This is a genomic window from Verrucosispora sp. WMMD1129 (assembly GCF_029581255.1).
Lineage (GTDB): Bacteria > Actinomycetota > Actinomycetes > Mycobacteriales > Micromonosporaceae > Micromonospora > Micromonospora sediminimaris.
This window is the reverse complement of the sequence record NZ_CP120741.1, coordinates 984,522-996,905: the sequence shown is the minus strand read 5'-3', so window position 1 is coordinate 996,905 and position 12,384 is coordinate 984,522. Positions and strand designations below refer to the sequence as shown.

Annotated in this window: 10 protein-coding genes; 3 read left to right on the top strand and 7 right to left on the bottom strand. The window is 71.7% G+C overall.

Annotated elements, in window-relative coordinates; translation table 11 throughout:
* Positions 1-110: 110 nt before the first annotated feature.
* The gene (locus O7624_RS04490; protein ID WP_282239048.1) at positions 111-1,322 is read right to left on the bottom strand and encodes a macrolide family glycosyltransferase; all 1,212 of its coding nucleotides are present in this window, start codon (positions 1,320-1,322) and stop codon (positions 111-113) included.
* Between the two features lie 250 nt (positions 1,323-1,572).
* Between O7624_RS04490 and O7624_RS04485 the strand changes: the two genes are divergently transcribed.
* The 3 genes from O7624_RS04485 (at position 1,573) to O7624_RS04475 (ending at position 3,403) form a co-directional block, all read left to right on the top strand.
* Entirely contained in the window at positions 1,573-2,079 is a 507-nt protein-coding gene (locus O7624_RS04485; RefSeq protein ID WP_282240533.1) for a hypothetical protein, read from the top strand.
* 9 nt (positions 2,080-2,088) lie between these two features.
* Positions 2,089-2,646 (top strand): copper resistance protein CopC, encoded by a 558-nt coding sequence (locus O7624_RS04480; RefSeq protein ID WP_093409571.1) that lies wholly within the window; start codon positions 2,089-2,091, stop codon positions 2,644-2,646.
* Positions 2,647-2,830: 184 nt separating this feature from the next.
* Positions 2,831-3,403, top strand: coding sequence for an SRPBCC family protein (locus tag O7624_RS04475; RefSeq protein ID WP_282239047.1), 573 nt, complete (start codon positions 2,831-2,833; stop codon positions 3,401-3,403).
* A 109-nt stretch (positions 3,404-3,512) separates the two neighbouring features.
* Here the strand turns inward: O7624_RS04475 and O7624_RS04470 are convergent, their stop codons facing one another.
* From O7624_RS04470 to O7624_RS04445, 6 genes are read right to left on the bottom strand one after another with little or no spacing between them, the layout of a single operon-like run.
* Entirely contained in the window at positions 3,513-4,787 is a 1,275-nt protein-coding gene (locus O7624_RS04470; RefSeq protein ID WP_282239046.1) for a cytochrome P450, read from the bottom strand.
* Positions 4,784-6,211, bottom strand: a complete 1,428-nt coding sequence (locus O7624_RS04465) for an NDP-hexose 2,3-dehydratase family protein (RefSeq protein WP_282239045.1) — start codon at positions 6,209-6,211, stop codon at positions 4,784-4,786. Before O7624_RS04465 ends, O7624_RS04470 begins: the two co-directional genes overlap by 4 nt.
* 54 nt (positions 6,212-6,265) lie before the next feature.
* The gene (locus O7624_RS04460; RefSeq protein WP_093409562.1) at positions 6,266-6,532 is read right to left on the bottom strand and encodes a MoaD/ThiS family protein; all 267 of its coding nucleotides are present in this window, start codon (positions 6,530-6,532) and stop codon (positions 6,266-6,268) included.
* A gap of 3 nt (positions 6,533-6,535) precedes the next feature.
* Positions 6,536-7,480 carry an SUMF1/EgtB/PvdO family nonheme iron enzyme gene (locus O7624_RS04455; protein ID WP_282239044.1) on the bottom strand — a complete coding sequence of 315 codons (945 nt, stop codon included), beginning with the start codon at positions 7,478-7,480 and terminating at the stop codon, positions 6,536-6,538.
* The gene (locus O7624_RS04450) at positions 7,477-8,541 is read right to left on the bottom strand and encodes a methyltransferase (protein ID WP_282239043.1); all 1,065 of its coding nucleotides are present in this window, start codon (positions 8,539-8,541) and stop codon (positions 7,477-7,479) included. Before O7624_RS04450 ends, O7624_RS04455 begins: the two co-directional genes overlap by 4 nt.
* Before the next feature lie 30 nt (positions 8,542-8,571).
* The gene (locus tag O7624_RS04445) at positions 8,572-12,372 is read right to left on the bottom strand and encodes a beta-ketoacyl synthase N-terminal-like domain-containing protein (protein ID WP_282239042.1); all 3,801 of its coding nucleotides are present in this window, start codon (positions 12,370-12,372) and stop codon (positions 8,572-8,574) included.
* Positions 12,373-12,384 lie beyond the last annotated feature (12 nt).

Here is a 12,384-nt window from a genome sequence, read left to right as displayed (position 1 = left end):
CTGCTGGAGACCCCGGTCGACAACGTCGGCGAAAGCGCGGCCTCCCGCTCCCGGCAGGCCGCGCTTTCGCCGAAGTTGCACACCCATACCGCCCGGGCCGGTGGGCCTGATCACCCCCGGGACCGGTCCAGGTACCTCTCGATCCGGTCGGCGGCCGCCGACGGGCCGCCGGCCGTCAGGATCTCGCGTCGCATCCGATCGACCCGCTCGCCCAGCGCCGGGTCGTCGTGGAGCCGTTGCACGGTGGCCCGGATCGTTGCCGGCTCGACCTGCTCCGGCGTCAGTTCGTAGCCGAGCCCCAGCTCGACGACGCGGCGCGCCGACGGTGCGGCCTCGGTCGCGAAGTGCGGCACCAGGACCAGCGGTACGCCGGCTGCCAGGGATTCCAGCACGGCGCCGGTCGTACCGTGGGTGACGCAGGCCTCCGCGTGCGGCAGGACCTCGTGGAACGGGATCCACGGGTGGGCCTCCGCGTTCGGCGGCAGTGGCTCCAGCACGGTGGGGTCGAGGAAGGTGCCGATCGCCAGCACGGTCTGCCACCGGGTACCGGCGAACGCCTCGGCGCAGGTCCGGAAGAACTCGGGATGCTCGTTGAACTGGTTGCCGAGCGACACCAGGATCACCGGAGTGTCCGGAGTGGGCGGCTGCCAGCCGGTGCGTACCGGCCGGTCGGTAAGCGTCGGTCCGACGAAGGCGAAACGGTCGTCGTCGAAGGTTTCCGAGAAGGGCTGGAAGGACTTCGGCAGGAACGTGATGTTGAGGTCCTCGATCTCGTTCCAGAATTGTCGGACCGGGCTGCGCAACCCGTAGCGGGCGAGCAGATCGACGATCACGTCGTTGACCTCCGGCACGTCCGCGGGGTGGCGCTGACCGTGGCTCTTCCACAGCTCCTCGAAGAACGAGTAGTGCTCGTTGGCGGTGAAACCGGCGCTGAGGCGGACGGCCGGACGACGCCACCGGGTAGCCAGCAACCGGCCGGCGATGAACGGGAAGACGTCGTAGACCACAAGATCCGGGATGTCGTCGGCGAGCCCGTCCTCGGCGGCGCGCAGGATGGCCTCGTTCTCCCGGACGTACACCAGGTGCAACTGGGTTTCCGCGTCCGCCTTGGTGATGACGTCGGGCACGTGGAAGGTGTCGAACTCGGACTTGTACGGCACCACGGTGGCGCCGGCCGCGGTCACCACGTCGGCGAAGAGCGGGGTGGTGACGTAGCTGATCCGGTGGCCACGCCGAACCAGCTCGCTCACCAGGCCGAGCGAGGGGTAGACGTGTCCGTGTCCCTGGACGTTGGCGAAGAGAATGTGCCGCCGTTGGTGCATCTGCTCACTCCCGCGATCCGGTGAGCTTTCAATGTATATAGCTGCGCTGTCGGGCGGGCTAGCCCTCGGGTCGCTCCCGCGCATAGACGGCAAGCTCAGAGACATGCGGCGACGACGAGCTTCCTAAGGTGTCTGTAGACGGCTTTCGCTGGGGAATGGAGGATCCGTGACACCTGCCGCGAGAACCAGATGGTCCGGCCTGATCTCCTCCCTGAACGGCCGGCACCACCGGCTAGCGCTTGCGATTTATATGGCTGTGGTGGTGGCTCACTGGGCGGAACACCTCGTGCAGGCGTACCAGATCTGGGTTCTCGGTTGGGCACGCCCGGAGGCACGCGGCGTGCTGGGGATGCCGTTCCCCTGGCTGGTCAGCTCCGAGTGGCTGCACTACGGGTACGCCATCGTGATGTTGGTCGGGCTTTTTCTGCTGCTGCCGGGCTTCACCGGCCGCGCGAAGGCGTGGTGGACGGTGGCCCTCGCCCTACAGTTCTGGCACCACATCGAGCACGCGCTGCTGCTGATCCAGGCGCACAGCAGTTTCCGGATCGCCGGCGAGGAAGGCCCGGTCAGCATCCTGCAACTGGTGGTGCCCCGGGTGGAACTGCACCTGTTCTACAACTCGGTCGTCTTCATCCCGATGCTGTTCGCGATGTACCTGCACCTGCGCCCCAACGAGACCGAGCGGGCGGCCATGCGCTGTTCGTGCGCCGGTCGCCTGGTCAACCCGCGTCAGCCGGCCGCAGTGGCCGGACGCTGATCGGGCGGGATGTCCACCACCGGTCGCATCTACGTCGGCTCCGCCATCTGCCTGGCGGCGCTGGTGGCCGTGCTGGCGCTGGTCGGCCGGGCCGGCACCGAATCGGAAGCGGGGCGGGCGGTCGAGGTGCTCTCGATGGAACCGGCCGACGGGGCGGTCCTGCCGGACCTGCCGACCACGGTACGCATCCGGGTCGCCGGTGAGCCTGACCCCGGTCGTTCGCACATCGTGGTCTACGACGCCGATCGGATCCGGTTGAACACCGGGCCGGCCGTGCCCGACGGCGACGACGGTCTGCGGCAGCAGGTCGCCGTGACCCGGCCCGGTCAACTCGCGGTGGCTTACCACGTGGTGACCGTCGACGGGCGTACCGCCTCGGGCATCGCCCGCCTCACCGTCGGCTCTCCGAACGCTGCGGCGCCCGCCGGTCCGGCGGACGCGACCGACGACGGGGCGCACGCCCACGGGGTGGACCCGATGGGCGCCGCCCTGCTGGCGCTGGACGGCCTCGTGCTGCTCGCCGTGGTGATCCTGCTCCTGCGCCGCCCCACGCGTGGCGCCGCCTGACCGTCCGCCGCCCGCCATGCGCCTGGGCAGAACCGACGCCGTCAGGCGGCGCGGGCCGGCGCGACTCGTGGCCGTCGCCCCGGTCCAGAATGGGACATTGCGCGAGTTCTGGCTGCTAAAGTCCTCGGGTGCCGCCGGATCGAGTCCGGTGTGAGGGTGCACCCGCAGGAAGGCCACGAGGGCAATGAACAGGATCTTCGACGGGCTCCAGGACACCGACCGCGAGTTGCGGGAACACCCGGACGGCATGAGCATCCTGGTGCTCCGGCGCAGCTACGACGCCTCCCCGGAAGAGGTGTGGGACGCCATCACCGATCCGCAGCGCCTGGTGCGCTGGTTCCTGCCCGTCGCCGGTGAGCTCCGGGCCGGTGGACGCTTCCAGTTGGAGGGCAACGCCAGCGGTGAGATCCGCCGGTGCGAGCGGCCCAGCCTGATCGGCCTGACCTGGGAGTCGGGCGGTGGCAGCAGCGAGGTTCAGCTACGACTCACCCCGGACGGCGAGTCCACAGTCCTGGAACTGGAGCACGCGCCGGTGCCGGCGGACATCGTGCCGAACGCCGGTCCCGGCCTCTGGGGGCTGGGCGCGGGCTGGGAGATGGGCCTGCTGGCGTTGGGTGACTATCTGGCCGGCGACCTGCCCGAGGGGCGGGCGGTCGACTGGATCGCCACCGCCGGGCCGGAGCAGGTGGCGGCGGCCACGGCGACCGCCGACCGGATCGGCGGCGCGTGGGAGAAGCTGATCACCGAACGGCCGTGACCAGGGCCGGTCCGATGCCGGAGTACGCCGCCGGGGTCGCGGCGGGAAAGCGACCGGGACGCGGACTGGCCAGCTCGACGTCGCGGGGCTCGCCCGACACCCGCTCGGATCACCAGGCGACCGGTAGGGCGTACAACCCGAAGATGTTGCCGTCCTCCTTGAGCGGAAGGTCGGCAACCTCCGTCGTGAGTCTCAGACCGGGCAGCCGCCGGAACAGGCGACTGAGCGCGACCTCCAGCTCCAACCGAGCAAGATGCTGACCCGGGCAGACGTGCCGGCCGTAGCCGAAGGCGAGGTGCGCGCGGGCGTCCCGGTCCGGGTCGAACTCGTCGGGGTGCTCGAACACCGCCGGATCACGGTTAGCTGCCTGCCCCAGCGCCACCACCCCCTCGCCCGCCCCGATGGTCACCCCGCCAATCGTGACCTCTGCGGTGGCGGTGCGGGCCGTCGCCGCCTCGACCACGGTGAAGTACCGCAGCAGTTCCTCCACGGCGGCCGGGAACCGCTCGGGCTCGGCGCGTAGCCGGGCCAGCCGTGCCGGATGATTGAGCAGGGCCAGCACACTCAACGCGATCATGTTGGACGTGGTGACGTGCCCGGCGACCAGCAGCACGAACGCCATGCTCACCACGGCCTCGTGGTCCACGTCACCGGCGCTGCGCTGCTGCTGGAGCAGCCGGCTGAGCACGTCGTCGCCGGGACGGCGTGCCTTGTCGCTGACCACCACGTCGAGAAAGTCGCGGATCTCCCGGGCACAGCGGGCGCGTTCGTCAGCCGGCGCGCTCCGGCGGAACATCAGCGTCGAACGGCGCTCGAAGAACTCGTGCTCGCCGTAGGGCACGCCGAGCACCTCACAGATCACCTGTGACGGCACCGGGTAGGCGAACGTCGACACCAGGTCGGCGCCGGGCGCGGCAGCGACCAACGCGTCGAGGTGGGTGTCGACCACCCGTTCGACAAGCGCCCGTAACTGCCGGACCCGGCGTACGGAGAACTCGTCGACGATCTGTCGCCGGACGATGGCGTGCTCGGGCGGGTCCAGCCAGTTCAAGGGTGGGCGGAAGTTCGCGAACGACGCCTGCCGCTGGCTTTCCGTGGTCGGGGCGAACTTCGGGAAACCGGGCCGACGTCGGTCCGCGCTCATCCGGGGGTCGCTGAGCACCTGCCGGACGTCGGCGTGCCGGGAGACCACCCAGGCCGTGTCACCGCCGAGCATCGGCAGCCGGACGACCGGGTGCTCGGCGCGTAGTCGCGCGTACTCGGCAGGAGGGCTGAAGGGGCAGCGCCGAGGCAGCGGAAACGCGTCGATGCCCGGATCGGTCGACCCTGACGGCACCGCAGCGCCGGGCTGGTCGCCGGTCGGCGGGCTCTGGTACCCGGTCATGTCAGCGCCCGCAGACAGAGCAGCAGGCTGCGCGCCTCTATGTTGACCTGGTAGCTGAACGCGGTCATCGCGGTGAGCTGGCGCAGGGTCACCCAGGTGTAGTCCGGTGGGGTCACGGCCGGGAACTCCGGGCCCACCTCCACCACCAGATGCCGCGTCACCGCGTGGTGGAACCGGCCACCCTCCTCGGACTGGAGGACGTCGTAATGCACCTGGACCCGGTCGGAACAGACCAGATCCAGGTAGGTGGGACGGTGCGCGCCGGTGAAGTTGTCCGGAGTGCACTGCACGGTCGGGCCAAGCTCCACGATGTCCCGGTAGCCGGGTCGTAGGTCGGCGTGGGCGAGCACGTGCAGGACGCCGCCGAGACGCCGGACGACGAAGGCGACCAGACCGGTGCCGCAGGGGGCCAGGAGCGGCTGCCGCCACTGGGCCACCTCCCGGTTGCTGGCCCGCACGGCACGCCCGACGATTCGAAAGAACCGGCCGGAGCGGTGGCGGATGTCGGCGTCGCCTCGGTGCCAGTCGCGTACCTGCCGCAGCGGCACCTGGTGAGCCACCAGGGTCCGGCCGGCCTTGTTGGCGGTCAACCAGTTGCGGACCTGGAGCAACGGCTGCCACGCCGCATCGTCGTCAGCCAGCGAGGACCGCGCGACGGCGGCGGCGATGCCCGGGGCGGCGGCGGGGTCGGCCGCGACCGCGTGGCCGGGCAGGCAGGAGAGCACGGTACGGGCGTCCATGTTGACGAGGTTCGGCCGGTGCAGCAGGTCGTGGATCTGGCCGAGGGTGAGCCACACGAAGTCCGGGTGCGGTTCGATGTCGTCGGTCACCTCGACGACGATGTTGCGGTTACGTTTGCCGCGGAACCACGAACCCTGCTCCGACTGGAGCACGTCGACCAGCACTCGTCCACGCCCGGGTTCCAGGAAGTACTCCACGTACCGGGACCGTGCGCCCCGGTGTGTCCGCAGGTAGTTGCTGGGGGTGGACTGCACGGTGGGGGAGAACTGGATGCCGTTGACGTTGCCCGGCTCCATCTTGGCCTGGAGGAGGAAGTGCAGCACACCGTCGATCTCACGGGCCAGGATGCCGAGGATGGCCCGGTCCGGCTGGTGGATGATCGGCTGCCACCACTCGTCGACCGGCCCACCGTCGGTGCGGACGTGCAGGCCCTCGACGCTGAAGAACCGGCCGCTGTCATGCACCAGGTCACCGCTGTGCGGCGCGAACGACCACCCGGTCAGCTCGGCGAACGGCACCTCGGTGATCTCGAAGGGGTTGGCCCGGGCCCGCGCGTCCAGCCACGCCTCCAGGTCATCGACCGGACGCGGGCGGTGTCGTGCCGACCGGGCCAGCCGGGCGGCGAGGTGGTCCCGGTCGGCGTGCCCCGGACGAGGTCGGGCTTCTGTGTGCGGCAGGACCATGACTACTCCAAAGGTTGACCCTGGTGGGTGGCGGCGACCCGACCGGCCGAAGGGTCACCCACCGGCCAGGGGCGGAACGATGGCCACCGTGCTGTCGGCGGGGGCGGCCACCCGGGATCGGTCGGTGGCCTCGACGAGGTCACCGTCGAGGTAGACGTTGTAGTAGGTCAGGGGCTCACCGTCGTCGTCGAGCAGCCGCCGCCGGTAGTGCGGGTAGGACTCGACGAACTCCCGGATGACGTCGCGGACGGTGCCTTCGTGACACGCGAACGTCTTCTGCCCACGGTGGGCCCAGCCCGCCGACAGCAGCACCGTGACCATTTGCTACCTCCCGTGGTGTTCGGCGCCGGACTCGGGCGCGTCGTCGGCGCAGCGGAAGCCGAGAGCGAAGTTGGACCAGCCGGTGGGGTCTCCGTAGAGCCGCTCCGCGCATCGGACCTGGTAGCGGAAATTCATCCAGGAGCCGCCCCGGATCGCCCGGAACCGGCCCATCACCAGGTGGATGGTGGGGTCGCAGCGGGTCTCGGGCGCGTACAGGTGGGCGGTGGTGGAGGTCCACTCGTACACGTTGCCCGTCATGTCGGCGCAGCCCTCGGGGCTGTCGCCGTGCGGTGAGAACGCGCCCACCGGTGTGGTCTGCGGCACCGGGCCCTGGGCGTTGTGGATCCCCGACCACCACTTCCGCCACTCATCGAGCCCGCGGAGGCTGCCGCCGGTCCACTCGGCGGTGTTGGCCCGGGTCGGGTCCCAGGTGTCGCCCCAGGGCCAGAGCCGGTACGCCCGCCCGGTCGCCGCCCGTTCCCACTCCGACTCGGTCGGTAGCCGTTTGCCCGCCCACGTCGCATATGCCTCGGCGTCCGGATACGAGATGTGCACGACCGGGTGGTCGCCGCGGTTGCGGACGCCACTGCCGTAGCCGGCCGGACGGTGCCAACACGCGCCCTCGCGGATCTCCCAGTAGTCGCTGTAGACCATGCTGCCGCCGGCCCGCTCCGCCGAGGTCACGTACCCGGTGCGGGCGACGAAGTCGGCGAACTCGGTGACAGTCACCGGGTACCGGTCGATGAGGTAGTCGCGCAGGGTCACCGGTCGCTGCGGCGTCTCGTCGGTGAACCAGTCCCGGGGGAAGGCCTGCCCCTCGGCCTCCAGCCAGTCCAACGTCCGCTCCGGGGAACCCTGGAGGAACGTGCCACCGGGAACGCGGACCATCGTGGCCCGGGCCGGTGGGGCGGTTGGCCCGGTGGTGTGCAGGTCACCCAGGCTGGTCATGGCTGCGTTCCGTCCGTCACCGGCGTCGCCTCGAGTACGCACATCACGCTCGGCGCCGGGCAGGGCGCGACGGAATCCAGCTGGAAACCCGCCGCGCGCAACAGCTCCCGGAACTCGGCCACGGTGCGTTCCCGGCCGCCGTGGCACACCATCATGTTCAGGTCGTTCATGACCACCTGAGCAACGCTCGGGCTGGTGCTGACGGTCGGTGGCATGACGGACTCCACGAGCAGGATCCGGCTGTCCGGGCGGGTCGCTCGGTGGACGGTCCGCAGCACCGCCACGCACTCGTCGTCGTCCCAGTCGTGCAGGACGCTCTTGAGCAGGTAGGCGTCCGCGCCCGACGGCACCGACCGGAAGAAGTCCCCGGACCGGACCTCACACCGGTCGGCCACGCCCCGCGCGGTGAGCGTGCGCGCGGTGTCGGCCACGCCGTCGGGGGTGTCGAAGACCGTGCCCCGCAGCCGTGGGTACGCGGTGAGCAGCCCGGCGAGCAGGTCCCCGCTGCCACCGCCCACGTCCACCACGGTTTCCAGGTCGGAGAAGTCGTACGCGGACATCAGCGTCGGCACGAACGCCCGGGAACCCTCCGCCATTGCCGCGTTGAACGCCGCCTGCCGCTGGGGGTTCGCGGCGAGGTAGGCGAAGCAGCTCTGCCCGTGCGCATGCTCCCAGGCCACCTCGCCGGTGCGGACGCCGTGTTCGAGCTGCCCCCAGGCGGCCCAGCTCTCCGGCCCGGAGAGCAGCAGCACCAGTTCCCGCATCGACCCGATGGCGTCCGACCGCAGCAGCTCGCCCTGTTCGGTGAGGACGAAGATCCCGGTCTCCGGCTCCTCCAGCACCTCCAGGAACACCAGCGCGCGCAGGAGCCGCCGCAGTGACGGCGCGTGCGTGTCGGTGGCCTCGGCCAGCGCGGCGACGTCGGCCTTACCGTCGGCGAGCAGGTCCGGTATCCGGAGTCGGGCGGCGACGTGCAGCGTCTGGGCGGTGAAGAAGCCGTAGATCAGGTGTTGCATCCGGTGCCGCAGCCCGGGCTGGGTGATGCTCGTGGTCGGTGCCATGCGGTCCTCCGGTGGGGCGCGTCCGGTGGGTCAGCGGGCGGCCGCTCCGGCCGGCTGCGGCGGGGCGGCGATCAACTCGGTCAGCTCGGCCGCGATCGCCACGACTGTCGGTTGCTGCCAGAACAGCGAGGCCGGCAGCACCTGGCGGTACGTCTTCTCCAGCCGTCGCCGCACGATGACGGTCATCACCGAGTCCAAGCCCTGCTGCACGAGGGGCAGCCGCGGGTCCAGTGACTCGGCGGGGAGCTTCATCTCCGCGGCGATCGCGGCGCGCACCTCGTCGATCAGGCGTTCGCGCAGTTCGTCCGGATCCATCCCGGCCAGCGACCCGCCGGCCGCTCCGGACTGGTCGGCCGGCCCGTCCGGCGCGTCCGGCACCACCGGGTACCGCAAGCCGGCGAACTGCGCGACGATCGTGCCGTCGGGCGCGCTGACCAGGACCGAGGCGGTGTCCTCCCGGGAGGCGTCGCGGATCACGTCGATCACCGCCACCGTCGGCGGCGCGCCGGCCATCTCGACCCACTCGGCGCCGTCTACCAGGCGCAGTCGGGGCGGGCCGGGGAAGACGACAGGTGCGATGGAAACGGCCGCGTCGACGATCGCCGCCCAGCCGCCGGCCGACTCCGGGAAGCGGACCCGTGCCCGCAGGCCGCCTTCGGCGGTGATCAGACGGTCCACCGTCCAGGGGAAGGCGGTGGCCGGCACTCCCACGGCGGTCAGGTGGGCGGCGACCAGCCCGACGTCGGCGACCACACCGCCGGCCGGCGGTGTGGCCACCGTGCCGGCAAGCGGGTCGTTCGCCGGCACGGCCCGGGCGGTGGCGTGGGTCAGCCACGGCGCCGGGTCGCCGTTGGCCGGTCGGGAGGCGAGCCGCAGCTGGCCCTCGTCGTCGACCACCTGGATCTCCTGGCGCACGTGGGTGGCGAGCGGGACCCGCATCGACAGCTCCCGCAACGCCACCGGAGCACCGTCGCGGGCAGCGGCGGCGAGGAACGTGGCGACGAGCACCGCCGCCGGCACGAGTTCCGCGCCCTGCACCTGGTGGCTGCCCGGGTACGGGCGGGTGGCGTCGGTGAGCACGGTGTGCCAGAGGCGCAGCTCGCTGCCGGCCACACTGGTCGGCGTGCCGAGCAGCGTGTGCGACCCGATGTCGTGCCCACCTGCGGTGCCCGGCGGCTCGGGCTCACGCCAGTGCTCGCGGTGCTGCCAGGCGTAGTGGGGCAGCTCGACGAGCCGGCCCTGCGGGGAGTGGCGCGTCCAGTCGAGCTCGACGCCGTGGCAGTACGCTCCGGCGACTGCCGCCACCATGGTGCGGTGGCCGGGGGCGTGCCGCCGTAAGGTCGTTCCGATGTACACGTCGGCGATGTCGGCGTGGTCGGCGGTCTCCCGCAGCGAATGGGCGACCACCGGGTGCGCGGAGATCTCCAGGAAGGCGCGATGTCCGTCGGCCAGGGCCGCCTCGACCGCATGGACCAGGCGTACCGGGCGCCGCAGGTTGGCCGCCCAGTAGTCACCGTCGCAGCTGGGCGTCGCGCGCGGGTCGTCGAGCACCGTCGAGTACATCGGTACCACGGCCGGTGAACGGTCCAGGTCGAGCACCGCGGCGCGCAACTCGTCGACGAGCGGGTCCATGTGCGGGCTGTGGAAGGCCACATCGGACTGCACCCGGCGAACGGCGATCCGATCGGCCGGCCACTGCTCGATGATCTCGTCCACGGCGGCGATGTCGCCGGAGACCACCGTGGCGGCGGGGGCGGAGGCGATGGCCGCGACCAGGTTGGCGCGGCCGGCCAGCCGTTCGGCGACGTCGGCGAAGGGCAGGGTCACCATGGCCATCGCGCCGCGCCCGGCGGCACGGCGTAGCAGGGCGGAGCGGCGGCAGATCAGTCGGGCGCCGTCGACCGGGCTCAGTACGCCGGCGGTGACGGCGGCGGCCACCTCACCGACGGAGTGGCCGATCACCGCCGCCGGTCGCACTCCGTACGCCCGCCACACGGCGGCGAGACCGAGATGCATGGCGAAGGTCAGGATCTGGATCCGGTCGACGCCGCCGAGTTCCGCGGCGCCGAGGGCGGTGCGGAGCGAGAAGCCCGCCTCCTCGGCGACCACCGGCTCGATCTCGTCGATCGCGGCGGCGAACGCCGGCTCGTGACTGAGCAGGTCGCGGCCCATTCCGGCCCAGTGCGACCCGTGCCCGGAGAACACCCACACCGGGCGTACGGAGCGGCCGCCCGGTGCGACCCCGGACACGGTGCCGGCGTCCGCCTGATCGTCGGCGAGTTGGCGCAGCGCGGCGGCCAGTCCGCTGCGGTCGGTGCCGGTGACCACGGCACGGTGGCTCAGGTGGGCGCGTCGGTGTGCCAGGGTGTGTCGGAGGTCGGCCAGGTTGGTCCGGTCGTCGGCGGCGAGCCGGTCGGCGAGTCGGCCGGCCTGCGCGCGAAGGGCGGCGGCGGAGCGGGCGGACAGTGGCACCATGGGTTGGCCTGCGTCGTCGTCCGCGGTGTCGGTGGACGGCAGCGTCGGGGCTTGTTCCAGGATCACGTGGGCGATGGTGCCGCCGTACCCGAAGCCGGAGACGGCGGCCCGGCGGGGCCCGTCGCGACGTGGCCACGGCAGCGGGCTGGTGACCAGTCGCAACCCGGTGCCGTCGCCGTCGACGGCGGGGATCGACCGGCCGCGCAGCGGGGTGCCGGGAATCCGGTCCCGATGCAGCGCGAGGATCGCCTTCATCAGTCCGGCGACGCCAGCCGCGCCTTCCAGGTGACCGATGTTCGACTTGATGGACCCGATCAGACAGGGCCGCTCCGGCGGTCGGCCGGCGCCGTAGACCGCGGCGAGCGCGCCGGCCTCGACCGGGTCGCCCAGTCGGGTGCCGGTGCCGTGTGCCTCCACGTAGTCGACGCTGTCCGGAGTGACGCCGGCGCGGGCGCAGGCGCGGCGGACGACGTGCTGCTGGGCCTCTCCGGAGGGGGCCATGATGCCGTCGGTGCGTCCGTCCTGGTTGACCGCGCTACCGATGATCACTGCCAGCACCCGGTCGCCGTCCCGGACCGCGTCGTCGAGTCGCTTGAGTACCAGCACACCGCAACCCTCGCCTCGGCCGTAGCCGTCGGCGTCGCGGTCGAAGGACTTGCTGACCCCGTCGGGCGCGAGCGTGCCCGCGGCGTTCAGCGACACGTTCTGCCCGGGCGCGAGCACCAGGTTGACGCCGCCGGCCAGGGCGACGGTGCTCTCACCGAGCAGCAGGCTCTGGCAGGCCAGGTGGACCGCGACCAGCGACGCCGAACAGGCGGTGTCGACGGCGACACTCGGTCCGCGCAGGTCCAGGGCGTACGAGATGCGGTTGGCCAGTGCGCAGGTGGCCGCGCCGATGCCGGTCCATGCCTCGACGGTGGGCAGGTCCTCCAGCAGCCGGTCGCCGTAGTCGGTGGTACTGACTCCGACGAAGACGCCGGTGTCGCTGCCGGCCAGACCGGTCGGTGGCAGGCCGGCGTGTTCCAGCGCTTCCCAGCCGACCTCCAGCAGGATCCGCTGCTGCGGGTCCATCTCGGCGGCCTCGCGTGGGGTCAGGCCGAAGAACTCGGCGTCGAATCCGGCGATGTCGTCGAGATAGCTGCCGGCGGTCACCGTCTCCCGCAGGACCGCCTCGTACTCCGGGCCTCGCTCGCGGTACGCCCGCCACCGCTGGGTGGGGATCTCCGCGTTGGTCTGTCCCCCCTTGAGCAGTAGTTCCCAGAGGGCGTCGGGGCTGTCGACGTCGCCGGGCAGCCGGCAGCCGACACCGATGACGGCCACCTGGAAGGGGCGGCCGGCTGGGTCATCCCGGGTCATCGTCGTACCTCC